The 25,818-nt window shown below is 63.9% G+C and carries 29 protein-coding genes and 1 tRNA gene; 19 read left to right on the top strand and 11 right to left on the bottom strand.

The window, feature by feature from the left end:
- Nucleotides 1-77: 77 nt before the first annotated feature.
- The 5 genes from ABE960_RS08670 (at nt 78) to ABE960_RS08650 (ending at nt 5,597) form a co-directional block, all read left to right on the top strand.
- Complete coding sequence (locus ABE960_RS08670) at nt 78-725, top strand: TetR/AcrR family transcriptional regulator (protein ID WP_349761846.1); 648 nt, start codon at nt 78-80, stop codon at nt 723-725.
- Nucleotides 722-3,208: an ATP-dependent helicase HrpB gene (gene hrpB, locus ABE960_RS08665; protein WP_349761845.1), complete on the top strand. Its 2,487-nt coding sequence runs from the start codon at nt 722-724 to the stop codon at nt 3,206-3,208. Before ABE960_RS08670 ends, hrpB begins: the two co-directional genes overlap by 4 nt.
- Before the next feature lie 142 nt (nt 3,209-3,350).
- Entirely contained in the window at nt 3,351-3,806 is a 456-nt protein-coding gene (locus ABE960_RS08660) for a YchJ family protein (protein WP_349761844.1), read from the top strand.
- A 100-nt stretch (nt 3,807-3,906) separates the two neighbouring features.
- Complete coding sequence (rluF, locus tag ABE960_RS08655) at nt 3,907-4,974, top strand: 23S rRNA pseudouridine(2604) synthase RluF (protein WP_349761843.1); 1,068 nt, start codon at nt 3,907-3,909, stop codon at nt 4,972-4,974.
- Between the two features lie 23 nt (nt 4,975-4,997).
- Nucleotides 4,998-5,597, top strand: coding sequence for a DUF938 domain-containing protein (locus ABE960_RS08650; RefSeq protein WP_349761842.1), 600 nt, complete (start codon nt 4,998-5,000; stop codon nt 5,595-5,597).
- A 21-nt stretch (nt 5,598-5,618) separates the two neighbouring features.
- On the opposite strand, the gene ABE960_RS08645 is transcribed toward ABE960_RS08650, so the two are convergent.
- The 7 genes from ABE960_RS08645 to ABE960_RS08615 form a co-directional block, all read right to left on the bottom strand.
- Nucleotides 5,619-5,816: a hypothetical protein gene (locus ABE960_RS08645; RefSeq protein WP_349761841.1), complete on the bottom strand. Its 198-nt coding sequence runs from the start codon at nt 5,814-5,816 to the stop codon at nt 5,619-5,621.
- A 24-nt stretch (nt 5,817-5,840) separates the two neighbouring features.
- On the bottom strand, nt 5,841-7,100 hold the full coding sequence (locus ABE960_RS08640) for a TRAP transporter large permease (protein WP_349761840.1): 1,260 nt from the start codon (nt 7,098-7,100) through the stop codon (nt 5,841-5,843).
- A complete protein-coding gene (locus ABE960_RS08635; protein ID WP_349761839.1) occupies nt 7,097-7,639 on the bottom strand; it encodes a TRAP transporter small permease in 543 nt (180 codons plus the stop codon). The genes ABE960_RS08640 and ABE960_RS08635 overlap by 4 nt, the downstream gene beginning before the upstream one ends.
- A complete protein-coding gene (locus ABE960_RS08630; RefSeq protein ID WP_349761838.1) occupies nt 7,640-8,635 on the bottom strand; it encodes a TRAP transporter substrate-binding protein in 996 nt (331 codons plus the stop codon).
- 82 nt (nt 8,636-8,717) lie between these two features.
- Nucleotides 8,718-9,206, bottom strand: a complete 489-nt coding sequence (locus ABE960_RS08625; RefSeq protein WP_349761837.1) for a GNAT family N-acetyltransferase — start codon at nt 9,204-9,206, stop codon at nt 8,718-8,720.
- A 149-nt stretch (nt 9,207-9,355) separates the two neighbouring features.
- On the bottom strand, nt 9,356-9,610 hold the full coding sequence (locus ABE960_RS08620) for a hypothetical protein (protein ID WP_349761836.1): 255 nt from the start codon (nt 9,608-9,610) through the stop codon (nt 9,356-9,358).
- Nucleotides 9,611-9,715: 105 nt separating this feature from the next.
- Nucleotides 9,716-9,904, bottom strand: coding sequence for an EAL domain-containing protein (locus ABE960_RS08615; protein WP_349761835.1), 189 nt, complete (start codon nt 9,902-9,904; stop codon nt 9,716-9,718).
- A gap of 431 nt (nt 9,905-10,335) precedes the next feature.
- Between ABE960_RS08615 and ABE960_RS08610 the strand changes: the two genes are divergently transcribed.
- Nucleotides 10,336-12,333 (top strand): hypothetical protein, encoded by a 1,998-nt coding sequence (locus ABE960_RS08610; protein ID WP_349761834.1) that lies wholly within the window; start codon nt 10,336-10,338, stop codon nt 12,331-12,333.
- Nucleotides 12,334-12,398: 65 nt separating this feature from the next.
- Nucleotides 12,399-13,088 (top strand): pirin family protein, encoded by a 690-nt coding sequence (locus ABE960_RS08605; protein ID WP_349761833.1) that lies wholly within the window; start codon nt 12,399-12,401, stop codon nt 13,086-13,088.
- A 66-nt stretch (nt 13,089-13,154) separates the two neighbouring features.
- Here ABE960_RS08605 and ABE960_RS08600 read toward each other — a convergent pair.
- Nucleotides 13,155-13,231, bottom strand: a tRNA-Pro gene (locus ABE960_RS08600).
- 215 nt (nt 13,232-13,446) lie between these two features.
- Between ABE960_RS08600 and ABE960_RS08595 the strand changes: the two genes are divergently transcribed.
- Entirely contained in the window at nt 13,447-13,824 is a 378-nt protein-coding gene (locus ABE960_RS08595; protein ID WP_349761832.1) for a CidA/LrgA family protein, read from the top strand.
- Nucleotides 13,821-14,552: an LrgB family protein gene (locus ABE960_RS08590; RefSeq protein WP_349761831.1), complete on the top strand. Its 732-nt coding sequence runs from the start codon at nt 13,821-13,823 to the stop codon at nt 14,550-14,552. The genes ABE960_RS08595 and ABE960_RS08590 overlap by 4 nt, the downstream gene beginning before the upstream one ends.
- Nucleotides 14,553-14,696: 144 nt before the next feature.
- Here the strand turns inward: ABE960_RS08590 and ABE960_RS08585 are convergent, their stop codons facing one another.
- A complete protein-coding gene (locus ABE960_RS08585) occupies nt 14,697-15,053 on the bottom strand; it encodes a hypothetical protein (RefSeq protein WP_349761830.1) in 357 nt (118 codons plus the stop codon).
- Nucleotides 15,054-15,261: 208 nt separating this feature from the next.
- Between ABE960_RS08585 and ABE960_RS08580 the strand changes: the two genes are divergently transcribed.
- The 5 genes from ABE960_RS08580 to ABE960_RS08560 all read left to right on the top strand — a co-directional run bounded on the left by ABE960_RS08580 (nt 15,262) and on the right by ABE960_RS08560 (nt 19,847).
- Nucleotides 15,262-15,435, top strand: a complete 174-nt coding sequence (locus ABE960_RS08580) for a DUF2970 domain-containing protein (protein ID WP_349761829.1) — start codon at nt 15,262-15,264, stop codon at nt 15,433-15,435.
- A gap of 118 nt (nt 15,436-15,553) precedes the next feature.
- Nucleotides 15,554-16,681: a cytochrome c oxidase subunit II gene (gene coxB, locus ABE960_RS08575; RefSeq protein WP_349761828.1), complete on the top strand. Its 1,128-nt coding sequence runs from the start codon at nt 15,554-15,556 to the stop codon at nt 16,679-16,681.
- Nucleotides 16,682-16,728: 47 nt separating this feature from the next.
- The gene (ctaD, locus tag ABE960_RS08570; RefSeq protein ID WP_349761827.1) at nt 16,729-18,360 is read left to right on the top strand and encodes a cytochrome c oxidase subunit I; all 1,632 of its coding nucleotides are present in this window, start codon (nt 16,729-16,731) and stop codon (nt 18,358-18,360) included.
- A 30-nt stretch (nt 18,361-18,390) separates the two neighbouring features.
- Complete coding sequence (locus ABE960_RS08565; protein WP_349761826.1) at nt 18,391-18,987, top strand: cytochrome c oxidase assembly protein; 597 nt, start codon at nt 18,391-18,393, stop codon at nt 18,985-18,987.
- The gene (locus ABE960_RS08560) at nt 18,984-19,847 is read left to right on the top strand and encodes a cytochrome c oxidase subunit 3 (RefSeq protein ID WP_349761825.1); all 864 of its coding nucleotides are present in this window, start codon (nt 18,984-18,986) and stop codon (nt 19,845-19,847) included. The genes ABE960_RS08565 and ABE960_RS08560 overlap by 4 nt, the downstream gene beginning before the upstream one ends.
- Nucleotides 19,848-19,943: 96 nt before the next feature.
- Here ABE960_RS08560 and ABE960_RS08555 read toward each other — a convergent pair whose 3' ends face one another.
- Nucleotides 19,944-20,138 (bottom strand): DUF2909 family protein, encoded by a 195-nt coding sequence (locus tag ABE960_RS08555; protein ID WP_349761824.1) that lies wholly within the window; start codon nt 20,136-20,138, stop codon nt 19,944-19,946.
- A 49-nt stretch (nt 20,139-20,187) separates the two neighbouring features.
- On the opposite strand from ABE960_RS08555, the gene ABE960_RS08550 reads away from it, so the two are divergent.
- The 4 genes from ABE960_RS08550 to cyoE are packed head-to-tail and all read left to right on the top strand — an operon-like array spanning nt 20,188 to nt 23,434.
- Nucleotides 20,188-20,892: an SURF1 family protein gene (locus ABE960_RS08550; RefSeq protein ID WP_349761823.1), complete on the top strand. Its 705-nt coding sequence runs from the start codon at nt 20,188-20,190 to the stop codon at nt 20,890-20,892.
- Entirely contained in the window at nt 20,889-21,449 is a 561-nt protein-coding gene (locus ABE960_RS08545) for a redox-active disulfide-containing membrane protein (protein WP_349761822.1), read from the top strand. Before ABE960_RS08550 ends, ABE960_RS08545 begins: the two co-directional genes overlap by 4 nt.
- Nucleotides 21,439-22,521 (top strand): COX15/CtaA family protein, encoded by a 1,083-nt coding sequence (locus tag ABE960_RS08540; RefSeq protein ID WP_349761821.1) that lies wholly within the window; start codon nt 21,439-21,441, stop codon nt 22,519-22,521. The genes ABE960_RS08545 and ABE960_RS08540 overlap by 11 nt, the downstream gene beginning before the upstream one ends.
- A complete protein-coding gene (gene cyoE / locus ABE960_RS08535) occupies nt 22,514-23,434 on the top strand; it encodes a heme o synthase (protein ID WP_349761820.1) in 921 nt (306 codons plus the stop codon). The genes ABE960_RS08540 and cyoE overlap by 8 nt, the downstream gene beginning before the upstream one ends.
- Nucleotides 23,435-23,530: 96 nt before the next feature.
- Here the strand turns inward: cyoE and ABE960_RS08530 are convergent, their stop codons facing one another.
- On the bottom strand, nt 23,531-24,988 hold the full coding sequence (locus ABE960_RS08530) for an SLC13 family permease (RefSeq protein ID WP_349761819.1): 1,458 nt from the start codon (nt 24,986-24,988) through the stop codon (nt 23,531-23,533).
- A gap of 175 nt (nt 24,989-25,163) precedes the next feature.
- Here ABE960_RS08530 and ABE960_RS08525 point away from each other — a divergent pair, with 175 nt between their 5' ends.
- Nucleotides 25,164-25,631 carry a DUF2489 domain-containing protein gene (locus tag ABE960_RS08525; protein WP_349761818.1) on the top strand — a complete coding sequence of 156 codons (468 nt, stop codon included), beginning with the start codon at nt 25,164-25,166 and terminating at the stop codon, nt 25,629-25,631.
- Nucleotides 25,632-25,818 lie beyond the last annotated feature (187 nt).

The following is a 25,818-nucleotide window of genomic DNA, read 5'->3' as shown; positions in this document are numbered from 1 at the left end:
TACCCACTTGGGTGCAGCGGACAAGGTGCAGCGGCCAGGGCGCAGTGAGGGTGTCGATGACAGAGCGGAGTGCGCCCGTGGACAAGAGGGCGAAGGTGCGGGGCGAGACCAGTGGCGTGACGCGACGGCGTAACGAGCAGGAGATCCTGGTCGCGGCCGAACGGGTCTTCGCCCGCCATGGCTATCGGGGAGCGAGCCTGCAGGCCATCGCCGAGCAGGCCGACCTGCCCAAGTCCAACGTGCTCTACTACATGGGCTCCAAGCGTGGCCTCTATGTGCGCCTGCTGGAACGGATGATGGAGCGCTGGAACGCGCTACTCGATGACATCTCCGTGGAGGATGATCCAGCGGAGGTCCTCGAGGCCTTCATTCGCAGCAAGATGCAGCTCTCCCGCCGGCATCCAGAGGGCTCTCGCCTGTTTGCCGCCGAGATCCTCGGCGGCGCCCCCTTCCTTCATGAATACCTGCGCGGCGAGCTGCGCGACTGGGTCCAGGCCCGGGCGCGGATCCTCGAGCAGTGGTCCGAGCGCGGGCTGATGGATCCCGTCGATCCGGTGTGGCTGATCTTCCTGATCTGGTCGGCCACCCAGCACTACGCCGACTTCGAGGCGCAGGTGCTGGGCATCACCGGCCGTGACGAGCTCACCGATGCCGATGTCGAGGAGATCACCGCCTTCCTCACCCGGGTGATCCTCAAGGGGTGCGGGGTGAGTCCTTCTCGATGAACAACCTACCCATCGAATCCCGACTGTCGGCGATCCACGAGGCCCTGGACTCTCATGTCAGGGCGCTGCTGGTGGCCGAGCCCGGTGCCGGCAAGACCACCCGAGTCCCCCTCGCACTGCTCGATGCCCCCTGGTGTCGCGAAGGCCGGCTGCTGCTGCTGGAGCCTCGCCGCGTGGCGGCGCGCCTGGCGGCCGGCTTCATGGCCGAGTCCCTCGGCGAGAAGGTGGGCGAGACGGTGGGCTACCGGATGCGCGGCGAGAGCCGGGTCGGGCCGACCACCCTCCTCGAGGTCGTCACCCAGGGCGTACTGACCCGCATGCTCCAGGAGGACCCCATGCTCGAGGGGGTCTCCGGGGTTATCTTCGATGAGTTCCACGAGCGCAGCCTGGAGGCCGACCTTGGACTTGCCCTGACCCTCGATGCGCAGCAGGGCCTGCGTGACGACCTGCGCCTGCTGGTGATGTCGGCAACCCTGGACGTCGATGCCCTGCTGGGGGTGCTCGGGGAGACCACTCCGCTGATCGACTGCCCGGGGCGCAGCTTTCCCGTCGAGACCCGTTATCGTCCGCTGCGCCTACGCGAGGACATTGCCCGCCAGCAGGCCGTGGCGGTGCTAGAGGCGCTGGATGACGGCGAGGTGGGCGAAGACGAGTCAGGCGATGCCTTGGTGATCCTCCCCGGGGTGGGCGAGATCCGCCGCCTGGCCCGCGAACTGGCGGGGCGGGCCCCAGGGCTCGCCGTCATGGAGCTCCATGGCCGCCTGCCGCTGGATGCCCAGCGGCGCGCCCTGCGACCAGATCCGAAGGGCCGGCGCCGGGTGGTGCTTGCCACCGCCATCGCCGAGTCCAGCGTGACCGTGGACGGTGTGCGCCTGGTGATCGACGCCGGCCAGGAGCGGGTGCCGGTCTTCCAGGCACGCACCGGTCTTACCCGGCTGGAGACCCGACGGGTCAACCGGGCCAGCGCCGACCAGCGCCGCGGGCGTGCCGGCCGCCAAGGTCCGGGGCGCTGCGTGCGCCTGTGGGCCGAGGAGCAGCCGCTGATCCCCCACGGCGAGCCGGAGATCCGCCAGGCGGACCTGGCGCCATTGGCCTTCGAGCTGGCGCGCTGGGGCATCAGTGACCCGGATGAGCTCGCCTGGGTGACGCCGCCTCCTGCTGCGGCGCTGGCGGCTGGGCGTGACCTGCTGATCCGTCTCGGCGTGCTGGATGCGGCCTTCCATCTCACCGCGCTGGGCCGTGCCTGCGTGCGCTGGCCGACCCATCCCCGCCTCTCCGTCATGCTGGAGCGGTCCGCCGAGCTCGAGGCCCGGCCGCTGGCCTGCGCGCTGGTGGCCGCCCTGGAGGGGCGCGACCTCGACCAGGAACGGGATCTGGAGCGGGCGCTGGCCGCTCGGCTGTCCGACCCGCGGGAGCATCGCCAGTGGCATCAGGAGGCTCGACGCCTGGCCCGGATCGCCGGTGACGGCCTGGACAAGGGGAGCCTGGACAAGAGGGGCGTCGAGGTGACGAGCCTGGCGCCGCTGGGCGAGCTGTTGGCACTGGCCTACCCGGAGCGCATCGGGCAGCGACGCGAACCCGGTCGCTTCCGCCTGGCGGGCGGGACCCTCGCCACGCTGCCCGAGTCCCATCCCCTGGCTCATGCCTCCCTGCTGGTGGCCGCCGAGCTCGACGGCGAAGCGAGCGGTGCCCGCATCTTCCGCGCTGTGGCGCTCTCCTCCGAGCGACTCGAGGCGCTCTACCCGGAGACCCGCGAGTGGCGCTCAAGCCTCGAGTGGTCCGACGCCCAGGGCCGGATGATCGGTGAACAGGTGCGGGGGCTCGACGCCGTGGTGCTCGAGCGCCTTCCGCTCGGCCGGTTGCCGCCGGAGGCGGTGCGCGCGGCGTTGCTGGCGGCCCTGCGGCGGCGTGGATGGCTGCCCTTCGACGACGAGGCCGAGCAGTTGTGTGGTCGGGTGGCGCTTCTGCGAAGAGAGCTGGGCGAGACGTGGCCGGACTGGTCGACGTCGGCCCTGCTCGAGGACCTGGAGCAGTGGCTCGCGCCCTACCTCGACGGTGTGAGCCGCCTCGAGGCGGTGGAGAAGCTGCCGCTTTCACGCATACTGCTGGACTCGCTGGACTGGCCCCTTCGCGCACGCCTCGAAGAGCTGGCGCCACCGCGCCTGGCGGTGCCCAGTGGTGCACACCATCGGCTGGATTATACGCCCTGCATGTCGGGCAAGCCGCCGGTGCTGGCGGTCAAGTTGCAGGAATGCTTCGGCTGGCGGGCATCGCCGCGCGTGGTGGAGGGGCGCGTACCGGTATTGCTGCACCTGCTCTCGCCGGCACGCCGGCCGTTGCAGGTCACAGGCGACCTCGAAAGCTTCTGGGCCAACGGCTACCCGGAGGTGCGCCGCGAGATGCGTGGCCGCTACCCCAAGCACCCCTGGCCGGAGGATCCCTTCTCCGCCGAGGCGACCGCACGAACCAAGCGACGGGGCTGAGCGTCGCTCTCGGCGTTCCTCGGTACGGTGCCGTCGGTCTTCAGGGCCATCGGCCGTTTAGCCATTCACAGACCCGTGGGGACGGTTCGAGGACTGCCGAGATGGCACAATGGCACCATGTCACCCAGCCAGGAGACTCGTGATGACAACAGCCCAGGCGTGTCCTTGCGGCAGCGGCAAGACCCTGGCCGACTGCTGTGACCGCTATCATCGTGGCGAGGCGGCCCACACGCCCGAGACGCTGATGCGCTCGCGCTACAGCGCCTTCGTCCTGAACCTCACCGACTACCTGCGCGAGACCTGGGCCGCCGGGAGCCGGCCAGATAGCCTGCCGCCGGACGAGACCACACGCTGGGTGCGTCTGGATATCCTCGATCACGGCGAACAGGACGACACGGGTTGGGTGCAGTTCCGGGCCACCTTCCTTGAAGGACGCCGCTGGGGCGTGCTGGAGGAGGCGTCACGCTTCGTGCGCGAAGGGGGGCGCTGGTTCTACCTCGACGGCCGCCCAACGGTGACCCGGCTCAAGCCCGGCCGGAATGCGCCTTGCCCCTGCGGCAGCGGGCGCAAGTTCAAGAGCTGCTGCGGCGCGGGTTAGCGCCGGTTGGCCGCAGGGCGGAGTAGCCCTTACACTGCCCGGCCAGGGCCCGCCCCAGCAAGGCCCATTCATCCCGTTTTACGCTCCCGGTAGTGATCCCATGGCCCAGACACTCTCGAAACGCATCAACAAGTATATCCGCGAGAGCGGGATGTGCTCACGGCGGGATGCGGACCGCTACATCGAGCAGGGCAATGTCTTCATCGACGGCCAGCGCGCCACCCCCGGCGATCAGGTCTTCCCGGGCAGCGTAGTCAAGGTCAACGGCCAGTTGGTGGAACCCCTGGAGGAAGAGGACCTGGTGTTCATCGCGCTCAACAAGCCGGTCGGGATCGTCAGCACCACGGAGTCCAGCGAGAAGGCCAATATCGTAGATTTCATCAAGCATGGGGCCCGCATCTTCCCCATCGGCCGCCTGGACAAGGACTCTCAGGGGCTGATCTTTCTGACCAACAACGGCGACCTGGTCAACCGGATACTGCGGGCGAGCAACCACCACGAGAAGGAGTACCGGGTCACCGTCAACAGGCCCATCACCGATGAGTTCATCGCCGGGATGGGAGGCGGCGTGCGGATACTCGGGGAAACCACCAAGCCGTGCCCGGTGGTGAAGGAGTCTCGGTTCGTGTTCAACATCACCCTGGTGCAGGGGTTGAACCGCCAGATCCGTCGCATGTGCGAGGTGTTCGGCTTCGATGTGGTCAAGCTCGAGCGCATCCGCATCATGAACGTGTCGCTCAAGGGTCTGGCGACGGGTGACTGGCGCGACCTGACGGAAGCCGAGGTGGCGACTATCATGGCCCAGACCGAGCATTCGACCTCCGAGGCGCAGGAAAGCGATCGCCAGTCGAGCAGCACGAACAAGCCAGCCGCCAAGAAGACTGGTGCCCAGAAGCCAGGAGTAAAGAAGCCAGGAGTAAAGAAGCCAGGAGTAAAGAAGGTAGGAGAAAAGAAGGCAGGAGTTAAGAAGCCCGGCGGAAAGAAGGCCGGCAAGCGCGGTGCCACTGCCAAGGGGACTGGCGCTAAAGGGAATGGCGCGAAGCCTGCCGCCAGGAAGGCGCCGACCGGAAAGTCCGCCCGTCAGGTGAAAGGCGGCAAGTCCTCTCCCTCAACGAACCGGCGCCAGAAACCTGGTAATGCGGCGCGCAAGGCCCGGGGCAGGAAGTAGGTTCCGCGCCACCAGGAGGCAGCATGAACGATCAACGACTCCAGAGCCCCGCCGCGGCGCGCAATCGCCAACCGATCCTGGACGTGCTCATGGCGGTGCTGCCGAGCGATGCTCGGGTGTTGGAGATCGCCAGCGGCAGCGGAGAGCATGCCGTCACCTTTGCCGGCGCGATGCCGGGCTGGTCGTGGCAGCCCAGCGACCCGAATCCCCATGCGCGCCGCTCGATCGAGGCGTGGCGCGAGCATGCCGGCCTTGCCAACCTGCACCCACCCATGGCGGTGGATGTGACTGCCGTCTGCCCGGCCGGGCCCCATGACGCCGTGGTCGCGATCAACCTGCTGCATATCTCGCCCTGGGAGGTCACCGAGGCCCTGCTGAGCTGTGCCGGGGGGCAATTATCCGGCGGCGGAGTGCTCTTTCTCTATGGACCCTTCAAGCGCAAAGGCCGCCATACGGCGCCCAGCAATGCGTCCTTCGATGCCGACCTGAGACAGCGCGACCCCCGCTTCGGCATCCGTGACCTCGATGCGGTCGTGGAGGAGGCCGCTCGGTGCGGCCTCCTCCTCGAACGGCTCGTGGACATGCCCGCCAACAACCTCAGCGTGGTCTTTCGCCGGGCATAGCAGCGGCCCGTGATACCGGCGTTATTCGGGTATCTCGCCCGGCACCCGATATTGCACGCCTTCGGCCTGGCGTTCCTCCCGGGTCTTCGTGTCGTCCTCGGTGGGCACGCCCCAGACGGTTTCCCGGCGACCATCCTCCCAGGTGTAGGTGGTGCAGCCGGCCAGCAGGGTCATGGCGAGCGTGCTGGCGATGAGGGAGAGCGTTAGCGTTCGAGGCATCGTGGGTTCCTTTTGCAGCGTGACCTAGCCTGAGAGGCCGATCAGTATCGGGACATAGACCACCAGCAGCAATACCGTGATCAGCCCCAGCAGATAGGGGAGGATGGCACGGGTGATGCGCTCCAGCGGCAGTTGCGTCACCGAGGAGGCCACATAGAGGTTGATCGCCACCGGTGGGGTGATCATGCCGATGGCCAGGCCCACCACGATGATCAGACCGAAGTGGATCGGATCGATGCCCAACTGGGTGACCAGCGGCAGCAGTACCGGTGTGAGGATGATCAGGGCACTGGCCGTCTCGATGAACACACCGGTGAGCAGGATCACCGCCACGACCAGCAGCATGATCACGTAGGGATCGGTGGAGATCGACAGTACTGCCTCGGCGATGGCACCAGGAACCTGCCAACTGGAGAGCGTCCAGCTGAGCACCGCCGAAGTGGCGATCACGAGCATGATCACCGAGGTGGTGATCGCCGAGCGGATCAGGATGCGATAGACATCGGCAAGGCTAAGGTCTCGGTAGACGAACAGCGACACCAGCAGCGCGTAGTTGACCGCCACCACTGCGGCTTCACTGGGCGTGAAGATACCCGAAAAGATACCGCCGAGGATGATTACCGGCGTCGCGAGCCCCCAACTGGCGCTCTTCAGGGTGCGCCAGATGGTCGCCGCCGAGAAGGCCGTGCCGCGCGGATAGTTGCGCCGGTAGGCCTGGACGATGGCAATGGTCGCGAGGCCCACCCCCATGGCGAGCCCGGGCAGGAAACCGCTGAGGAACAGCTGGGAGACCGACTGCTGGGCGATCACCGCATAGATGATCATCGGCACCGAGGGCGGGATCACCACCCCGATGGTGCCGCTGGCGGCGATCAGGCTGGCCGCCGAGGCAGGCTCGTAGCCCTTCTTGCGCAGCTCCGGTACCAGGGTGGAACCCACGGCGGCGGTGGTCGCGGCCCCGGAGCCGGAGATGGCGGCGAAGAACATTCCCGCCAGGACCGAGACGATGGAGAGCCCGCCCTTCAGGAAGCCAAACAGTGCATCGGCGAAGTCGACCAGCTTCTCGCTGACCTTGCCCTGGGCCATCAGGTCGCCGGCCAGGATGAACATGGGCACTGCCACCAGGGCGAAGGAGTTGATGCCTTGGAACATCTGCTGGGTGACCACCATCAGCGGCACGCCCTGGGCATTCAGGGCCAGCAGGGTGCTGGCGCCGATGGCCAGGGCGACCGGCACGCCGATCAGCATGAAGACGAAGAATAGAACGAAGAGCAGGGCGGTCATGCCGGAGGCTCCTCGGGGGTATGGGGGGCGGGTTCACCGGTGGCGTTGCCCTTGATGATCAGGCCGACCAGGTCGACGAAGGCGTACCAGGCCATCAGGGCGGCGCTGACCGGGATCACGGCGTAGACCCAGGTCATGGAGAGGCGCAGCGACGCGGACTTCTGGAAGCTCTGCACCTGCATGTACTGGTAGCCGATGACCACCAGGGAGACCATGAAGCCCAGGACCACGAGCACCGCGGTGATGCGGATGATTCGCTGCAGCCGGCCGGGCAGGGCCTCAACCAGGAAGGTCACGGCGATATGGCGGCCACGCTGGAAGGCCAGCGTGGCGCCGAGGAAGGTGATCCAGACCAGCAGGAAGCGTGCCACTTCCTCGGTCCAGCCCACCGCATTGAAGAATACTCGCGAGACGATCTGCAGCGTGATCACGCCGATCAACGCCGCCATGCCCGTGAAGACCACGGGGCGAAGGGCGGCGTCGATGACATTCTCGATGCGTTGCAGGGCCGTCAGCACAGACAGGGGTAGACCCGACAATTACTTCAGCGCCTCCTGGATGCGTGGCAGGTAGTCGCCGAACTGTTCGCCGTACTGCGTGTAGACCGGGGCCACGGCTTCCTGGAAGGCCGCAATGTCGGGCTCCGAGACGATCTCCATGCCGGCCTCGCGCAGCGCCGCCAGCTGTTCGGACTCCATCTCTGCGTTGACACGCCGCTCGTGCTCGGAGGCCTCCTGGGCGGCATCGACCAGCACCGCCTGGGCGGCCTCGGGCAGTTGGCTCCAGGCCGGCATGCCCATCACGAAGATCGCCGGCGCATAGGTGTGCCGCGACAGCGTCATGTGGTCCTGGTTTTCATAGAGCTTGAAGGAGTGAATGACGTTGACCGGGTTCTCCTGACCGTCGATGGTGCCCTGCTGCATGGCGGTCAGCGCCTCGGTCCAGGCCATGGGGATGGCGTTGGCGCCCAACTCGCGGAAGGTGTCGACGTAGACCGGGTTCTCCATGACGCGGATGCGCAGCCCCTCGATGTCCTCAGGCGAGGTCACCGCACGCTCACTATTGGTCAGGTTGCGGAATCCCCGCTCGGCATAGGCCAGGCCCTTGAGATTGACCTCGGAGAGCTTGTCGAGGAGCTCCTGGCCGATCGGGCCGTCCAGCACCTCGTAGGCGGCCTCACGCGAGGGGAACAGGAAGGGCAGTTCGAACACCGCCATTTCCTCGACGAAGTTGGCCACCGGGCCGTTGGTGATCACGCCCATGTCCACGGTGCCGATCTGCATGCCTTCCAGGAGGGTGCGCTCGTCTCCCAGGGTGGCATTAGGGTAGAGCTCGATGTCGACCTTACCTTCGGTGCGTTGCTCCACCAGCGTCTCGAACTTCTCGGCGGCGATGTGGAAACCGTCCTGCTCGTTGACCACGTGGGCCAGTCGCAGGGTGACCGGATCCATGTCGGTGAACTCGGAGGCGCTGGCCCCGGCGGCCATGGCCAGTGAGACAGAGAGTGCCAGCGTGCTGCGTGCAAAACCTTTCATTATCGTTTTTCCCCAATTGTGTCAATTGCTTGGTGAGGATGCCCGAGGCCCGTGCGGGGGTCAAATGGCTCTCATGCCCGGCTCACAGCAGCCGATACATCACATGGGCATCCACCGGGCCCAGTACGGAGTGGCGGAAGGCGCGGGGCAGGGTGCCGATGATCTCGAAGCCGTGCTGCTGCCACAGCCGGATGGCGGTCTCGTTGCTTTCCACCACCAGGTTGTACTGCATGGCAACGAAACCCAGCTGCCGGGCCAGGGTCAGGGAGTGGTCACACATCTCGCCGGCGATGCCCTGGCCGCGGGCATTCTCTGCCACCATATAGCCACAGTTGGCGACATGATCGCCGGGGCCAGGCTGATTGGGCTTGAGGGCGTAGGACCCGGTGATGCGGCCCTCATCGTCCACGGCCACGCGCACCGCCCGCGGCAGCTCGATCCACAGACGGTGTGCATCCTGCTCGCTGATGTCGCGGGGCACGGCATAGGTCTCGCCGGCGCGGAACACCGGTTCGAGAATGGCCCAGAGGCCATACCAGTCGTCAGGCTGATAGGGGCGGATGCGGATCATTCGGGAATGGCTCCTTGCCGAGAGGGAGTCATGGGTCGCGGATGTGGGCTCAGGGGTCGATGGCCCCAGCCGTCACGAGGATTCCCTTCACTGGTTAGATCAGTGAGTCATGATAAAGGGAATTCTGGCTGGGTCATACTAACTGGGGGTCATACGAACTCAGGGTCATCCGTCCTGACGGTGGTCGCCTCACCCTCCCCGGGAACCATCACGGCGAACTCGCCGCCCCCGAGGTGACGGACCGAGTGGCCCTCACGGGTTCGGAAGGAGGGCAGGCCGCCTCGCGTGGTGCCGGCGTGCTGCAGATCGGAGAGGTCGCGGACGCTGAGGAACATGTCGATGAAGTACTCGTTGCCGGCCTCATCGAAGGCCAGGATGGTTTTTTCGTGCTCGGACACGGGCATGACCTCTCTTTGAGTTTCCTGACGATCAGTCTAGGCGGCGAGCCCCGGTTTTCGCGAGGGTCGTATCACCCGGTGGGCACCGGGTATCCTTATCAGCATCTGAACTCAGGAATGTTCCAGCTCGTCCGCATGATGTCGGCACCAGGCATGGTATTCCGTGTCGGGCAGGTCCGCTGTGTAGTGAAACCCCTGAGCCTGGTCACAACCCAGCTGGCACAGGACCGCGGCCTCCTCGCGGGTCTCCACGTCCTCCGCCGTCACTTGCAGGTCCAGGGCGTGGCCGACATCGATCATGCCTGATGTTTGCCATATCGGTGATCTTCGCCTCCACCAACGCGGTTGCGCTGCTGGCCAGGGCCGATCGCGATATGCACAATTCAAGATCCTGATCGAGAGCCACCTCGTTGCCGAGACCCGAAGAGTCATCGATGCGGCCGATGGCTATCTGGGTGGCGAAAGACTGATGTCGCAGATGGAACAGCCAGCTCGCAAGCCCACCCAGCAACAGATATAAGCCAATTCTCAGCGATTAGTTGGAGGTGTTCTGCTCGCTGCCAAGGACCGCATGCTGGGGCATGAACGCCACCATGATACCCGCGGCGAGGGCCGTGAGGGGGGCATGAAGGGGCCTAATAAGGGGAGATTCGGGCCTCACACCTTCTAGGGCGGCACATATCGACCCGCGATGATTCGATATATGCTGCACGTTCTAAGGCATTGGCAAGATGACCACAATTGGAGTGACCCCAGACATCATGGACACGGCACAACCCGCTATTGATACTCGCCGGGCGATCGAGCATTTCGACGCGACACTGGAGCGCTTCCGGCAGGTCCGCATGACCGAGCCCAAGGCCTCCAGCGACGGAGTACTGGAAGCGGCCAGGATCGTCATGACGACGCGCGAGGGGCTCGATGCGCTCTACGCCCGCGTTGCCGACGTGGAGGCGGCGGGGGTCTTCACCGGCCGGGACTGGGCGCAACCGGCCATCCTGCAGCCGGTGTTGGCGGTACGTTCATTACGTCAAAGCAAGGCAGAGATCACGGTCATCGAAGCGCTCAGTGAGCTTCGTCTGCTGGCGGTGGCATCAGGTGACTACTTTCATCCGGGTATTTCCGCCGAACAGGCCAGGAATTTCCTGACCCAGGTGATGGCGCTGAACCTGGACCTGCTGTCCGGACAGATGAGCGAGGCGGACCGCGAGCGACCCCAAGCGTTGGGTGCCATCGTACAGTCGCTGTATCAATACCTGCTTGCCCGTCTGGGCTACGAGAGCATTCTCGCCAGTCTGGTCAACGAGGTCAGGCGCCTGCTGTCGCAACGCCCGATCCAGACCAACAGCATCAAGGAAATGATCAGCCAGATTGCCAAGTGCCTCTTCGATCCGGACATCGAAACCGCCGGTACGGAGGGTGCGGCGCGTCTGGTCAGCGCGCTATTCGGGCCGACCAAGGGCTGCCGTGAGGATCCCGGCGTGACGACATATGTCGAGCGTCTGTCGGCCATGGACCGAGACGCGCTGGCCGAGGAGGCCAGCGGCTTCTCACGAGCGATGCATGAAACGGGTCTGGTATCGGCGTATCACGCGGTTTTCCTGCGTCACCTGCGCGGCCGCTTTGACGATTTGATCCCTGAAGCCCTGGGACTGAGCATGACGGGCATCGATGCCCTGCAATGTTACAGCGCACTGGTCTACCGGCTGATCGATGAGGCTATTTTTCCGGCAACCAGCCAGGCGGTCTATGGGTTGGTCATGCTGCTCGAGCGTGGCACTCTCTTTACGTCACCGGTCGCAGCCGGTCTATGGCGGCAAATCGAACTGAAGTTGTCCGTCTCGACCTCGCAAACCTTGAGAGAGGTCTTTGGCGACGCGCATCCTCCACGGGTCTTCCTGCTCGCCGGTGTGCTGAGCATCCTGGGCCTGCCACTAGGCGTCGGGCAGGGCAACAACCCCACCTGTCAATCGGTGATCGGCCTGTCCATGTGGGCCGAGAATGACGCGGATTACCTGTTGCAGCTCGTGGCCTGGGCCGCGCGTGACGATGAGGTCCTCACGCGGTTCGAGGGCCAGCGGATCTCGTCCAAGGGGTTGGAGTCAGGCCTTGCCAAAGAGCCCCCGCTGGATGTCGATGCCGTTTCCCTGATCCTGGTGCCGCATCTTGATCGCATCTACATGGAAATGGGCCGCCTGTGCGGTGATCGTGATGATGACCTGCACCGCTGGATCAACCCAGAGTTCTACGGCTGGTGGGTGGGCCATGGCTTCCGGGTGGTGGTCGACATGCAGACCGGAAAGCTCGACGACTACGCGGGCTTCATTCGACAGTTCTATGCCAGTTACCATCCCTATTACAACGGCCATATGCCGGTGATCCACCCTCAACCTGCCGGCATTGCCGTCACCGATAGCGGGGGACGCTATGTCGGCCGACACGCCATCACCATACTGCGTGTGGCGCTGGACGCCGAGGGCGAGATGCGCGTCTACTTCTACAATCCCAACAACGACAGCGGCCAGGACTGGGGCCAGGGCATCGTCTGCTCGATTCAGGGGAATGATGAGCTGAACGGGGAGGCGTCTCTACCTATTGCCGAATTTGCCTCGCGGCTCTACGTATTTCACCACGATCCGCTGGAGCTCGGCGACGTGGAGGCCGTTCCCGCTGAGGAAGTGGCTCGCGTGATGGAGCTTGGACGTACCAGCTGGGCGGTGAATAGTTAATGTAACTGATTTCGACCTGTCTATATATCTCAACCCTTCGTTTACTTTGGAAAAAGGAGAACCGTATGATTCTACGACTTGCCGATGATAGAGGTTATGGAGATCATGGTTGGCTGCGCTCTCGACACACCTTCTCATTCGCCGACTATGTCGACCCCGATCACATGGGGTTCAGGAAACTTCGTGTCATCAACGAAGACCGTGTCAAGGGCGGCACTGGCTTTGGGGCCCACCCGCATCGGAATATGGAGATCCTTTCCTATGTGCTCGAGGGCTCCATGGCCCACAAGGACAGCATGGATAATGGGGCGGTCGTGCGCCCAGGTGATGTACAGCGAATGTCGGCCGGCACAGGCGTAGTGCACAGTGAGTTCAATAACTCATCCAGTGAGGAACTCCACTTCCTTCAGATCTGGATCGAGCCGCTGAAGCTCGGCATCCCCCCCAGTTACGAACAGAAGACATTCCCTGCGCAGGAGAAACAGGGGCATTGGTGTCTGGTCGTTTCCCATGAGGGGCGTGACGGCTCTGTCAGCGTGAACCAGGACATGAACCTCTATGCAGGGCGATTCGATGCCGGCGAACAGGCGGAGACGCCGGCCGTGCGCCATGCCTGGCTGCAGATGGCACGTGGCGAGGCTATGGTCAACGGCCAGCGGTTGTCGGCCGGGGATGCCGCCGCCTTTCAGCCGGGTGAATCCATCGAAGTGGAAGGCATTGAAGGGTCAGAGATTCTGCTGTTTGACCTTGCATAGTTAGGTAGCTAACAAAAAAACCGCCACTCGGAATGATCCCTAAGTGGCGGTTTTTCTTTAAGTCTCTGGTCGGAGCGACAGGATTCGAACCTGCGACCTTTGCAACCCCATTGCAACGCGCTACCAAGCTGCGCCACGCTCCGACGTCGTTTTCGGGTTGGTTTGGCCGTCTATCCCGGCCCCCGAGAACGAGGCGTATACTAGCGCGTCCCGTGGCAAATGAAAAGTCCCTTTTGCGCTTTCTTTTCAATTGCTTGGCTGGCCGATTCGGCAAGGCCCCAGGATCTCGCAGCTTCTGTCACACTATCACTAACGAGGGCCTGCTCCAGAGAGCCGTGCCGCATGGAGGAGAGTGACGATGCCGTTGATCATGGGGATGAGCATGCTGCTGGCATGTCAGTTCGCAGGCGAGATGGTGGCGAAGGGGCTTACGCTGCCGATACCGGGACCGGTTATAGGCATGGTGATCCTGCTGGTGGCGCTGTTGATCCATGGCAAGGTGCCGTCAAGCCTGCGTCTGGCGGGGGAGGGGTTGCTGCGCTATCTGACGCTACTTTTCGTGCCTGCCGGGGTAGGGCTGATGGTGCATTTCGAGCTGATCGGGGCGGATCTCTGGGCGATTGCGGTGACACTGCTGGTGTCCACGGCCATTACCCTCGGGGTGACGGCCTGGGTGCTGGAGCGGTTGCAGAGGCGTGTTGTCATGCACCTCGGCGGCGCGGAGGATGACACATGAATGTCGCATCCTTTGACCAGCTGTGGGTCTACCTCTCGGGCAATCCGCTGCTTTCTCTGCTGGTGACCCTGCTGGTTTTCATCCTGGCGGTACGGATCAATGAGGCCGTGGGTGGCACCGCGCTGCTGCATCCGGTCACGCTGTCCATCGCGATGCTGATTTCCCTGCTGCTGCTGGTGGACATGGACTATTCCACCTACTTCGAGGGGGCTCAGTTCATCCACTTCCTGCTGGGACCGGCCACGGTGGCGCTGGCGATTCCGCTCTACGACCACCGCGAACGAGTTCGCCGCTTGCTGTGGCCGTTGTTGCTCGCTTGCGGGGTAGGGGTCCTGACGGCCGTGGGCTCCACCCTGGGGTTGGCCACGTTCCTCGGGGCGGACACCAAGACACTGTTGTCGCTGGCTCCACGCTCGGTGACATCGCCGATCGCCATGGGGATCGCCGAGCAGATCGGCGGGATCCCCTCGCTTGCAGCCGGCCTGGTTCTGCTGACCGGCTCTATCGGCTGCGCCCTGGGCCCATGGATCTTCCGTCTATTGAGGATAAAGGATCCTGCGGTGCAGGGCTTCACCCTGGGGCTTTCGGCCCACGGTTTCGGTACCGCTCACGCCTTCGCTCGCATTGGAGCCGTGGCTGGCGCCTTTTCGGGGCTGGCCATGGGGCTGGCGGGCCTGGTGACGGCCTTCCTGTTGCCGCTGATCACTGGGATCCTCGGCCTCGGCTGAATCGACCTTTCGCCTGTCTGGGGCATAGCACGTCTCGGCCATTTCCTGCATGAGACGAAATGACCGGGAAGGCATTGCTGCCTTCCCGGTCGTGTCTGCACTGTCATGGTATGCAGGGCTTAGAGTTGGCCAGTCGAGATCGGCTCAGATCTCTTCCCAGACGTTGCGGCGAAACTCAAGGGACAGCTCCGCGGCCTTCTGCATGCGCTCCATCTGTGCCTCGCTGATCTCCGACATGATGGCCTGGTAACGCTCGTTCATCTCGGCCGGAGTCTGCGGAGTTGCGCCATCGAAGGACTTGGCGAGTCTCTGTCCGCTCTCCGCGAGCGTCTTGAGGAACTCTGCCTCGAACTGCAGGGCATCGGCCATGCTTTGCATCCAGGCCAGCTGCATTCGTGCCATCGGCGTGGCTCCCTGGCTCAAGTGCTTCTGCCACCACTCCATCATGGGTTCTGTAGCGGCCAGGGCGGGATGAGTCGCGGTCTGCTTGGGCTTGGTCATGTTAGGTGTCCTCCAGAATCCAGAATGGTCGGCATCAAAATGCCCGCCTGCACTTCGAGTATAGAAGGTGACTGGAGGATTTCGCGTTGCAGCGAAGTCGAGTCCGTCATTTTTCTCGTCCCGTTAAATAGGTCAGTGAAGAATTCACTGACCTCTACCACTTGCTGGAGTAGGGTCGGGACATCATCATGGCCAAGAGGAATGCGAGATGTGGCGAGCGATCAAGTCGGTATTGGCAGCTTTTCTGGGTGTGCAGAAGGAGGAGCGCCGGCGAGAGGATTTCGAGTCAGAGCGCCCCGGGACCTTCATCGCGGCGGGGGTGATCATGGGGGTGGTGTTCGTGTTGCTGGTGGCCTTCGTGGCGGTGATGGCGTCTCGTTGATCCCTTGAGCGTTGACGACCGCGTTTACCGCTCTATCCAGGTACGCGTGACGAACCGTCGCACTATTGTATACTCCGGCAACCGCTAGCTAATACAACAATGAAATGAGGAGGCGCCGATGCGCACGCTGCTCGTGTGGATGGCGGGAGGTCTCGCCTCCGCAGCCCTGACCCCGATTGCGCTGGCAAGTGGTTGGAACATGCCGGAAGGCGTCACGGCAGTCAGTCGAGATATCTACTCCCTTCACATGATCATCTTCTGGATCTGCGTGATCATCGGGGTGCTCGTCTTCGGTGCGATGTTCTATTCGCTCTTCCGCTACCGTCATTCGCGTGGTGCCAAGTCGGCTACCTTCCACGAACACACCACCGTGGAGGTCATCTGGACGACGATCCCGTTGCTGATCCTGGTGGCCATGGCAGTGCCCGCCACGGCCACTCTCAAGACCATGTATGACGCTTCGGAAGCCGACCTGGACATCATGGTCACCGGTCAGCAGTGGCGCTGGCGCTATGAGTACCTGGGGGAGGGAGTGGCCTTCACGTCCAACCTGGGTACGCCGCTTGAGCAGATAAGCGGCAACAGCGAGAAGGGTGAAAACTATCTGCTCGAGGTGGATGAGCCTCTGGTGTTGCCGGTAGGCCAGAAGGTGCGTCTGCTGCTGACGTCGGATGACGTCATCCACTCCTGGTGGGTGCCGGAACTCGCCGTCAAGCAGGATGCCATTCCCGGTTTCGTCAACGAGAACTGGGTGCGCATCGAGGAGCCTGGCATCTATCGCGGACAGTGCGCTGAACTCTGCGGCAGGAACCATGGCTTCATGCCGGTGGTGGTCGAGGCCGTCGAGCAGGAACAGTTCGATGAGTGGATGGCCGGCCGCAAGGAAGCGGCTCAGCAGGAGGCCATGAGCGCCGATCGCGAATGGGGCCTGGATGAGCTGATGTCCCGCGGCGAGCAGGTCTATGGGGCGGTATGTGCCGCCTGCCACCAGCCGGATGGCAGCGGCAACATGCCCGCTTTCCCCGCCCTGGCGGGTAACCAGGTACTGTTGGATGAGCCCGAGCGACACATCACCACCGTGATCGATGGTGTTGCAGGATCCGCCATGCCGGCGTTCCGCAACACTCTCAGCCCGGTGGAGATTGCCGCTGTGGTTACCTACGAGCGCAACGCCTGGGGCAACGAGGCCGGCGACAGCGTGCAACCGTCGGAAATTGCCGAGCGTATCGCCGGCCAGGGCGAATGACCTGTCTTTCCGCTTCTCTTTCGTGATTGCCAACAGGGAGATTTCCGATGGCTTCCCACCTGCCACCTAAGCCGACCCCGCAGCACAGCACGGCCACCGCCGGTGGCATGGCCGATTCCGGGCATGCCCGGCCGCGTGGCATGATGCGCTGGCTGCTGACTACCAACCACAAGGAGATCGGGACTCTTTACCTGCTCTTCTCTCTGACCATGTTCTTCATCGGCGGCATCTTCGCCCTGGTGGTGCGTGCCGAGCTCTTCCAGCCAGGTCTCCAGTTGGTGCAGCCCGAGTTCTTCAACCAGATGACCACCATGCACGGTTTGATCATGGTGTTCGGTGCGATCATGCCGGCCTTCGTCGGTCTGGCCAACTGGATGGTGCCGTTGCAGATCGGTGCGCCGGACATGGCCTTGCCACGTCTCAATAACTTCAGCTTCTGGCTGCTGCCGGTGGCGTTCCTGCTGCTGCTCTCGACCCTGCTGATGCCGGGCGGCGGACCCAATTTCGGCTGGACCTTCTACGCGCCGCTCTCGACGACCTACGCGCCGCCCTCCACCAGCTTCTTCATACTGTCGCTGCACCTTGCTGGCATCAGTTCGATCCTGGGCGCCATCAACATCATCGCGACCATCCTCAACCTGCGGGCGCCGGGGATGCGCCTGATGGACATGCCGCTGTTCGTCTGGACCTGGCTGATCACCGCCTTCCTTCTGATCGCGGTGATGCCGGTGCTTGCCGGTGTGATCACCATGATGCTGATGGACATCAACTTCGGGACCAGTTTCTTCAATGCCGCCGGCGGCGGTGACCCGGTCCTCTTCCAGCATCTGTTCTGGTTCTTCGGGCATCCCGAGGTCTACATCATGATCCTGCCGGCCTTCGGCATCGTTTCGGCGATCATCCCGACCTTCTCCCGCAAGCGCCTGTTCGGTTACGCGTCCATGGTCTACGCCACGGCGGCCATCGCGATCCTCTCCTTCATGGTCTGGGCACACCACATGTTCATCGTGGGGCTACCATTGGTCGCAGAGCTGTTCTTCATGTACACCACCATGCTGATAGCCGTGCCCACCGGCGTGAAGGTGTTCAACTGGATCGCGACGATGTTTAGGGGCTCGATCAGCTTTGAACCGCCCATGCTGTTCGCCCTGGCCTTCGTGGTGCAGTTCACCGTCGGCGGCTTCTCCGGGCTGATGCTGGCGATCGCACCCGCCGATTTCCAGTATCACGACACCTATTTCGTGGTGGCGCACTTCCACTATGTGCTGGTTCCCGGCGCGCTCTTCGCGATTCTCGCCGGCGCCTACTACTGGCTGCCCAAGTGGACCGGCCACTACCCGTCGGTGCGCCTGTCGCAGTGGCACTTCTGGTTGTCGGTGATCGGCGTGAATCTGACCTTCTTCCCGATGCACTTCTCGGGCCTGGCCGGCATGCCGCGACGCATTCCCGACTATGCGTTGCAGTTTGTCGACTTCAACATGGCCTCGAGCATCGGCGGCTTCCTGTTCGGCATCTCCCAGCTGCTCTTCGTGCTGGTGATCATCAAGTGCGTGCGTGGTGGCGAGAAGGCGCCCGCCAAGGCCTGGGAGGGCGCTGAAGATCTCGAGTGGAGCGTGCCCAGCCCGGCGCCGCTACACACCTTCGAGACTCCCCCGGAGTTTCATCCCCAGCAGCACTGAGTGAGGCCCGTCAGGGCAAAGGAGGCAGGCATGAGCAGTCGCGACGAGCACGCCACGGGGCAGGAAGGGGTGCGTCGGACCGTGACACGCACCCTGGTGGTGCTCGCCGGGATGTTTGCCTTCGCCTTCGCCCTGGTACCGCTCTACGACGTCTTTTGCGATTTGACCGGCCTCAACGGCAAGACCAGCGCTCGGGCACAGTCGCTGGTCGACCAGGAGGTCGATGCCTCGCGGATGGTCACGGTGCAGTTCATCACCCGCGGCAGCCAGGGGCTGCCCTGGCATCTCGAGGTGGATACTCGTCAGGTGCGGCTGCATCCAGGGCAACGTGAGGAGGTGTTCTTCAGCTTCCGCAACAATGGTGAGGAGACGACCCGCGCACGTGCCGTACCCAGCGTCTCGCCGTCAGAGGCATCTCTGCATCTGCGCAAGTTGACTTGCTTCTGCTTCCAGGAGCAGCAGCTGGCGGCCGGTGAAGGGCTGAAGGCTCCGCTGGTGTTCCAGTTGACCCGAGACCTGCCACCCGACATCAAGACGGTGACCCTGGTCTACACCCTCTACCCCGTTCAGCCGGCGCAGGCAGAGGTATCGCTGCATGAGCCGATCACAGAAGGAGACAGCGCATGAGTGGTGGCAGCTACTACGTTCCCGAGACCAGCAAATGGCCCATTCTGGGGTCGCTCTCGTTGGGCGCGATGATGGTCGGGGCAGGCACCCTTCTGGTGCATGGCCTGGCGGGGATGCCGTTGATGGTGATCGGCCTGTTGTCTATCCTCGCGGTGATGACCCTGTGGTTTCGCGACGTCATCCGGGAATCGCGCAAAGGCCTCTATGACGCCCAGATGGATCGTTCCTTCCGATGGGGAATGGGCTGGTTCATCTTCTCGGAAGTGATGTTCTTTGCCGCCTTCTTTGGTGCCCTCTATTATGTCCGAACCTTTGCGTTGCCGTGGCTCGATGGGGAGGGTGCGAAGGGCGTGGCGGCCCTGCTGTGGCCCGACTTCACCGCTTCCTGGCCGCTGATGAACCCACCGGATGCGGCCATCGAGGGTCCCCAACAGACCTTCAGCCCCTGGCATCTGCCGCTGGTCAACACCCTGATCCTCGTGACCTCGAGCATTACCCTGACCATCGCCCACGAGGGCCTCAAGGAGGGCTTCCGCGACAGCACCCGTTTCTGGCTCACCGTCACGGTGCTGCTGGGGCTCTGTTTCATCACCGTTCAGGGGTTCGAGTATTACGAGGCGTATGCCCATTACGGCATTACCCTGCAGGCCGGCATCTACGGGGCCACTTTCTTCCTGCTTACCGGCTTCCACGGCCTGCACGTGATCATCGGTACCATCATCCTGGCGGCATTGCTGTGGCGCGTTCGTCAGGGGCACTTCACGGCCGATGATCACTTCGCCTTCGAGGCGGGGGCATGGTACTGGCACTTCGTCGATGTGGTATGGATCGGCCTGTTCACATTCGTCTATGTCTTCTGACAGCTCGTCTTCTGACTGCTTGTCTTCGGACTTCTTGCCAGCTGACATCTTGTGTTCGGTTTCCGGGTCATCTGCATTCGCGGCGTCTGATAGGGCTCAGTTGCCGAGATCGCCGATGTAGAAGCCGAAGACAAGCAGGGCCAGCAGCAGCGCCGCCAGGCCCACGCGCAGCTTGAGCGAGACCAGGACACGACGGGAACGTCCACCGTCCTTGATCAGGAAGCCGGCGCCGGCGGCCAGGCTGATCACCATGGCGAGAAAGACTAGGGCAATCAAGATCTTGAGAAACATTCACGGCTCCATTAAAGCGTCGGTATCGGATGGGCATCGTCGTCCTGCCATGGCGCGACGGTTCGGATGGTGGGGGTTCTGGTCCTGCCTGGTGGTGCTGGGCATTGCCCTTGGACTATGGCAGTGGGAGCGTGCCGCCGACAAGCGGGATTACCTGGCCCGACTGGAGGCTGCACCGCGGCTGGAAGCGCCGTCCGAGCCCCCCCCGCTCGGCTCCCGCCTGGTCCTGAGGGGTGAATATCTCGCCGGGGAGACGCTGTTTCTGGACAACCGTACCCATGAGGGGCGCCTCGGTGTTGCGCCTCTTACCCCCTTCCGTGATCTTCAGGGCCGGCTCTGGCTCATCCAACGAGGCTTCCTGGCGACGGGCCCGAGTCGTGACGACCCCAGTGTCGACACGCCCGAGGGCGTGGTGATGCTCGAGGGTCGCTGGCAGGCGACCGGCGACTCGGCCCCGCTGTTCGGCCCCAACCACGAGGGAAATCGTCTGCAGCGCATCGATCCTTCTGCCTGGTCCCTGGGCCAGGGCTTTGCACAAGCAGGCTGGCTTCACCTCGAGCAGGGGCCGGGCCATCTAGAATCCTGGTGGCAGCCAAGCGTCGTGCCTCCGGAACGCCACCTGGGCTATGCCCTGCAGTGGTGGGGGCTTGCCCTGGCCGCTCTGGTGATCATGCTGGTGGGCGCGCGGAGCCAGGCGCGTGATCCCGGCCCGCTATCAACCTCTCACAAGGCTATCAAGGAGAGTCCTCGATGACCCACGTCGCACGCCAGCGCCTGAAACTGATGGCCTTCTTCGCGATCTTCGCCCTGCCGGTCGCCGTGGCATGGGGAATGGTGGAATGGCGCATCGGTATTCCCGAAGCCCGCACCGCCCACGGCGAACTGCAGCCCTCGCTGCCCGTGCTGGCCCAGTGGCCGCTGACGGCGGTGGAGAAGGACGGCGAAGGCGACTGGCTGCTGGCGTTCGACTGTCCCCAGGCCTGTGCAGAGGATGCCGATCGCTGGTGGCGCCTGCATCGCGCGCTGGGGCGTGAGGCCGACCGGGTCAGCCGCCTGCGTATCGGTGGTGGCGGTAAGCCGCTGCCCGGTGCCGCCCTGGCACAGTGGACGTCCTCTCCCGAATGGCGCTCTCCTCATCGCCTGTGGATCCTGGATCCCGATGGACTTCCGGTGCTCGGCTACGAGCAGGAAGTGGCGGCGTCCGATGTCCTGGACGACCTGCGACGCCTGCTGCGCATGAACCCCGAGCCCCCCTTGGCTAAGTATGACCAGGCCTCTAGCGTGGTGGGAGGCGACGCCGATGGCCAGTAGCGGGCAGGCACCAGGACAAGATGGCCGCTATCGCTGGCTGGTGAGGTTGAGCTTGGTGGGAGTGGTCTTCACTGCCCTGGTGGTGCTGGTGGGGGCCTGGACGCGGCTGGTGGATGCGGGCCTCGGCTGCCCCGACTGGCCGGGGTGCTACGGTGCCCTGGTCGTTCCGGATGCCGAGCGTGCCCTGGCCCATTCGCCGGAAGTGCCATTGGAGTCCACCAAGGCCTGGATGGAGATGATCCATCGCTATCTGGCCTCCACCCTGGGGCTGCTGGTCATCGGCCTGGTCGTGCTGGGTGCTCGTTGGCGCCGCGAGGCGGGGTATCCTTGGCGTATCAGTCTGGCACTGCTGGCCGTGATCCTGATCCAGGGTGCCTTCGGGGCCTTCACGGTGACGCTCAAGCTGTGGCCCCAGGTGGTTACCCTGCACCTGCTGGGCGGGCTCAGCGTGATGGTGTTCTTCCTGTGGTTGCATCTTCGCCTGCGCCGTTTCAGGCCCGGGCAGGGTGAGCTGACATCCCGTCGGAACCTCACGCCGCTTTGGGGCCTAGCCCTGCTGCTGCTGGTCGGTCAGCTGGCGCTGGGTGGCTGGACCTCGAGCAACTATGCCGGGATCGCCTGTCAGGGCTTTCCCACCTGCAATGGCCAGTGGTGGCCGACCATGGACTGGAGTGAGGGCTTTCATCTGACCCAGACGGTGGGGCCCAACTACCTGCATGGCCAGTTGCATGCCGAGGCCCGCAGTGCCATTCAGGTCGGTCATCGGCTGGGGGCCATGGTGCTGGGCATCAGCCTGCTGCTGCTGGCCATGCGTTACCGGGGAGCGACCGGCATGCGGCCCTGGCTGATGCTGGTGGTCGGTGCCTACGGCGCGCAGCTCGTGTTGGGCATCGCTAATGTGCTGGCATGGCTGCCGCTTTGGCTGGCCCTGCTGCATACTGCCGGGGCGATGGCGCTGGTGGCGGCAATGACCCTGGCGCTGTGGCACTGGCGCTGGTCGACGGTGGAGTCGACCAACTACACGACGGTCACGGGCGTATCTGCAACGAAGGAGGAGTTGGTTCATGTCTGAGGTCATGATGGAGCGTGCGACGGTCGGCCACCTTGCCGGCTGGGGCTGGCGCGACCTCTACACGCTGTGCAAGCCCCGTGTCGTGATGGTGATGCTGGTCTGCACCCTGGTCGGCATGCTGTTGGCGGCGCCGGTCCCAGGCGCGCAGGCCGTGTTCTTCGGACTGATCGGAATCGGACTGGCGGCCGGTGGGGCCGCGGCCTTCAACCATGTCGTCGACCGCCGCCTGGATGCCATGATGCTGCGCACCTCGGGCCGGCCGCTGGCCACCCAGCGCATGCCCACCGCGCTGGCGTTGGGATGGGCGATGCTGCTCTCGGTGTGTGGCATCGGGCTGCTGGCCTGGCAGGTCAACCTGCTGACGGCCTGGCTGACTCTCGGCTCATTGATCGGCTATGCGCTGATCTATACCGCCTTCCTCAAGCATGCCACGCCGCAGAACATCGTCATCGGTGGTGTGGCGGGGGCGGCGCCACCGTTGCTGGGCTGGACGGCGGTCACCGGACAGCTGGGGCCCGAGCCGCTGCTGCTGATGCTGATCATCTTCGCCTGGACACCACCTCATTTCTGGGCGTTGGCGATCCACAAGCGGGACGAATATGCCCGAGCCGGCGTGCCCATGCTCCCGGTCACCCATGGCGAAGCCTTTACCAGGCTACAGGTCTGGCTCTACGGCTGGCTGACGGTGGCGGTAACGCTATTGCCTTTCACCATCGGCATGAGCGGGGCGCTCTACCTCGTCGGGGTGATGGCCCTCAACGTCCGTTTCATGGTCTGGAACTGGCGGGTCTGGCGAGGCCATGACCCGAACGCTCCTCTGGCGGCCTTCTGGTTCTCCATCCGCTATGTTCTGGGCGTCTTCGGCGTACTGTTGCTCGATCACTATGCGACTGCCTGGATGCTCGCCACCTGAGTCCGTCGAGTCTCTCGGCCCGTGACGCGATTGATATCAGCCCGGCCATATGGCCGGGCTGATGTCATTTCCGGGGCTCTTCGAAAGCGGAATCTCTCACCAGAAGGTGATGATCAGGAAGTAGGCCATCAGGGTCACCACTAACGTGCTGATCAGGTTGAGCACGAAGCCAGCCTGGATCATCGACTGAATCTTCATGCGACCGGTGGCGAAGACGATGGCATTCGGCGGGGTGGCCACCGGCATCATGAAGGCGCAACTGGCCGCGATGGCCGCAGGGACCGTGATCAGCACGGGGGAGATGTCCATCGACATCGCCAGCGCGCCGAGCAGCGGCAGGAAGGCCGCAGCGGTGGCGGTGTTGGAGGTTACCTCGGTGAGGAAGATGATCACCAGTACCACCACGCCGACCATCGCCAGCAGCGGAAAGGTAGCGAAGATGCCGAGCTGCTGTGCGATCCATTCCGCGAGGCCCGAGCGGCTGATGGAGCCGGCCAGCGCCAGGCCGCCCCCGAACAGCAACAAGATGCCCCAGGGGAGCTCACGGGCGGACTCCCAGTCCATCAGGCGGGCCCCGTCGTGACGGCCGGCGTTCAACAGGAACAGGGCGATGCCGGCGATGATGGCGATGCCCGTGTCGGAGAGCCAGGCGATCCCGGCGTCATTGAGCAGCGGGCGCAGCATCCAGGTCAGCGCCGCCAGCAGGAAAATCACGCCCACGCGGCGCTCGGGAGCGCTGATTCGGCCCAGTTTCTCCAGTTCATCCCGTACCATACCGGTGCTGTCCTCGCCGGTATTCAGGTCGAAGCCGCGACGGGTCAGCCACCACCAGGCGCTGACCATCATGACGACGCTGATCGGCAGGCCGATGACCATCCACTGGGCGAAACCGAGGTCGATGCCCCGGTCCTCGGCCAGGTAGCCGGCCAACAGGGCATTGGGCGGGGTGCCAATCAGGGTCGCCACGCCGCCGATGCTGGCGGAGTAGGCGATGGCCAGCAGCAGTGCCGTGGCGTAGCGGTTCAGCTCCTCCGGGTCGCCGTCATCCAGCAGGCTAATCACTGACATGCCGATGGGCAGCATCATGATTGCGGTGGCGGTATTGGAGACCCACATGCTGAGAAAGCCGGTGGCCAGCATGAAGCCGCCGATCTGGCGGCGAGGCTGGTGGCCGACCAGGCGCAGGACGTGCAGGGCGATTCGCCGGTGCAGGTCCCAGCGCTGCATGGCGATGCCGAGCAGGAAGCCACCAAGGAAGAGGTAGATGATCGGATTGGCATAGCTGGCCGCCGTCTCCTTCATGTCGCCGATGCCCAGCGCCGGCACCAACGCCAGCGGCAGCAATGAGGTGACAGGGATCGGAATGGCCTCGGTGGACCACCAAGTCGCCATCAGCAGCGCCAGGCCCACGCAGGCCCAGGCCGGTTCGGACATCCCGTTTGGCGCCGGCAGCACGAGGGTTATCAGTACCCAGAACGGCCCCAGCCACAGGCCGATTCGTGCGGATCGGGCAGGTCCCGGGGGCGTGTCGTTGGACTGATCGGTGGTGGGCATCAGCACTCCTTGCTCAATGGGTGATGGTGATACGTTATGCGAGGTCTAGCCTGTCTGCCGAAGGCTTCAGGACTTGATGCCACTGTCCGCCCGGGGCCGTCAAGATGGTTATTTCGGGAGCGACCCGGCGGCGTGTAGAATGTCGCCTCTGACATACACCCACATGGATACGCCCATGACCGATACTCTGGCATTGATTCTTGTCGGCTTGGGGCTGGCCATCATCGCCGGTCTCGGAGCCTATGCCTTCAAGCTCTGGAAGGAAGTCCAGCGACGCCAGGACTTTCAGAAAAACGAGCTGCGGCGCGCCCATGACAACTGTCTGGAGAATCTCGAGCTGGTGGCGTCGGCGCTGGCGCAGGAGCAGGTCGATATCACCGAAGGAGCCTGGCGCTGCAAGGTGCTGCTGGAGATTCTCGATCAGAACCTGACCCAGCGTCCCGACTTCCAGGCCTTCGAAGAGGTCCATCGCCGTACCCGACATCTACATACCCATTCCGCCCGCAAGGCCTTGAGTCCCCGTGAGCGAATGCAGGAGGATCGCGAGCGTCTGGTGGTCGAGGATGAGATGCGTGAGCCAGTGTTGAAGGCGGCGACGGCGGTGATCGAGTTTCGTCGCGGCTGGCCGGATAGCCTGCATTGACGTCCTTGTCCTGACGCTGTTCGAAGGGGAGGGGAAGAACACCAAATTCTGCATGCCGAGTCCTCTTTCGATTGCATCCTTGCGGGCTCTGCTGCAAGATGTTACGTCACGCACATCGCTGATATGTGGTCGGGTCCTCGACCTGACTGGCCGAGAAGGCACTTGCGTGCTTTCTTGAAAGATGAAG

Source organism: Halomonas aquatica (assembly GCF_040196335.1).
In the GTDB taxonomy this organism is placed as follows: domain Bacteria; phylum Pseudomonadota; class Gammaproteobacteria; order Pseudomonadales; family Halomonadaceae; genus Halomonas; species Halomonas aquatica.
The sequence above is the reverse complement of the archived record's forward strand: the minus strand, read 5'-3'. Positions and strand labels throughout refer to the sequence as shown.

Bases quoted from the DNA above. Each gene is read 5' to 3' on its own strand.
- hrpB (WP_349761845.1), top strand. From the start codon at position 722: ATGAACAACCTACCCATCGAATCCCGACTGTCGGCGATCCACGAGGCC.
- ABE960_RS08660 (WP_349761844.1), top strand. From the start codon at position 3,351: ATGACAACAGCCCAGGCGTGTCCTTGCGGCAGCGGCAAGACCCTGGCC.
- rluF (WP_349761843.1), top strand. From the start codon at position 3,907: ATGGCCCAGACACTCTCGAAACGCATCAACAAGTATATCCGCGAGAGC.
- ABE960_RS08650 (WP_349761842.1), top strand. From the start codon at position 4,998: ATGAACGATCAACGACTCCAGAGCCCCGCCGCGGCGCGCAATCGCCAA.
- ABE960_RS08645 (WP_349761841.1), bottom strand. From the start codon at position 5,816: ATGCCTCGAACGCTAACGCTCTCCCTCATCGCCAGCACGCTCGCCATG.
- ABE960_RS08640 (WP_349761840.1), bottom strand. From the start codon at position 7,100: ATGACCGCCCTGCTCTTCGTTCTATTCTTCGTCTTCATGCTGATCGGC.
- ABE960_RS08630 (WP_349761838.1), bottom strand. From the start codon at position 8,635: ATGAAAGGTTTTGCACGCAGCACGCTGGCACTCTCTGTCTCACTGGCC.
- ABE960_RS08625 (WP_349761837.1), bottom strand. From the start codon at position 9,206: ATGATCCGCATCCGCCCCTATCAGCCTGACGACTGGTATGGCCTCTGG.
- ABE960_RS08620 (WP_349761836.1), bottom strand. From the start codon at position 9,610: ATGCCCGTGTCCGAGCACGAAAAAACCATCCTGGCCTTCGATGAGGCC.
- ABE960_RS08615 (WP_349761835.1), bottom strand. From the start codon at position 9,904: ATGATCGATGTCGGCCACGCCCTGGACCTGCAAGTGACGGCGGAGGAC.
- ABE960_RS08610 (WP_349761834.1), top strand. From the start codon at position 10,336: ATGACCACAATTGGAGTGACCCCAGACATCATGGACACGGCACAACCC.
- ABE960_RS08605 (WP_349761833.1), top strand. From the start codon at position 12,399: ATGATTCTACGACTTGCCGATGATAGAGGTTATGGAGATCATGGTTGG.
- ABE960_RS08595 (WP_349761832.1), top strand. From the start codon at position 13,447: ATGCCGTTGATCATGGGGATGAGCATGCTGCTGGCATGTCAGTTCGCA.
- ABE960_RS08590 (WP_349761831.1), top strand. From the start codon at position 13,821: ATGAATGTCGCATCCTTTGACCAGCTGTGGGTCTACCTCTCGGGCAAT.
- ABE960_RS08585 (WP_349761830.1), bottom strand. From the start codon at position 15,053: ATGACCAAGCCCAAGCAGACCGCGACTCATCCCGCCCTGGCCGCTACA.
- ABE960_RS08580 (WP_349761829.1), top strand. From the start codon at position 15,262: ATGTGGCGAGCGATCAAGTCGGTATTGGCAGCTTTTCTGGGTGTGCAG.
- coxB (WP_349761828.1), top strand. From the start codon at position 15,554: ATGCGCACGCTGCTCGTGTGGATGGCGGGAGGTCTCGCCTCCGCAGCC.
- ctaD (WP_349761827.1), top strand. From the start codon at position 16,729: ATGGCTTCCCACCTGCCACCTAAGCCGACCCCGCAGCACAGCACGGCC.
- ABE960_RS08565 (WP_349761826.1), top strand. From the start codon at position 18,391: ATGAGCAGTCGCGACGAGCACGCCACGGGGCAGGAAGGGGTGCGTCGG.
- ABE960_RS08560 (WP_349761825.1), top strand. From the start codon at position 18,984: ATGAGTGGTGGCAGCTACTACGTTCCCGAGACCAGCAAATGGCCCATT.
- ABE960_RS08555 (WP_349761824.1), bottom strand. From the start codon at position 20,138: ATGTTTCTCAAGATCTTGATTGCCCTAGTCTTTCTCGCCATGGTGATC.
- ABE960_RS08550 (WP_349761823.1), top strand. From the start codon at position 20,188: ATGGCGCGACGGTTCGGATGGTGGGGGTTCTGGTCCTGCCTGGTGGTG.
- ABE960_RS08545 (WP_349761822.1), top strand. From the start codon at position 20,889: ATGACCCACGTCGCACGCCAGCGCCTGAAACTGATGGCCTTCTTCGCG.
- ABE960_RS08540 (WP_349761821.1), top strand. From the start codon at position 21,439: ATGGCCAGTAGCGGGCAGGCACCAGGACAAGATGGCCGCTATCGCTGG.
- cyoE (WP_349761820.1), top strand. From the start codon at position 22,514: ATGTCTGAGGTCATGATGGAGCGTGCGACGGTCGGCCACCTTGCCGGC.
- ABE960_RS08530 (WP_349761819.1), bottom strand. From the start codon at position 24,988: ATGCCCACCACCGATCAGTCCAACGACACGCCCCCGGGACCTGCCCGA.
- ABE960_RS08525 (WP_349761818.1), top strand. From the start codon at position 25,164: ATGACCGATACTCTGGCATTGATTCTTGTCGGCTTGGGGCTGGCCATC.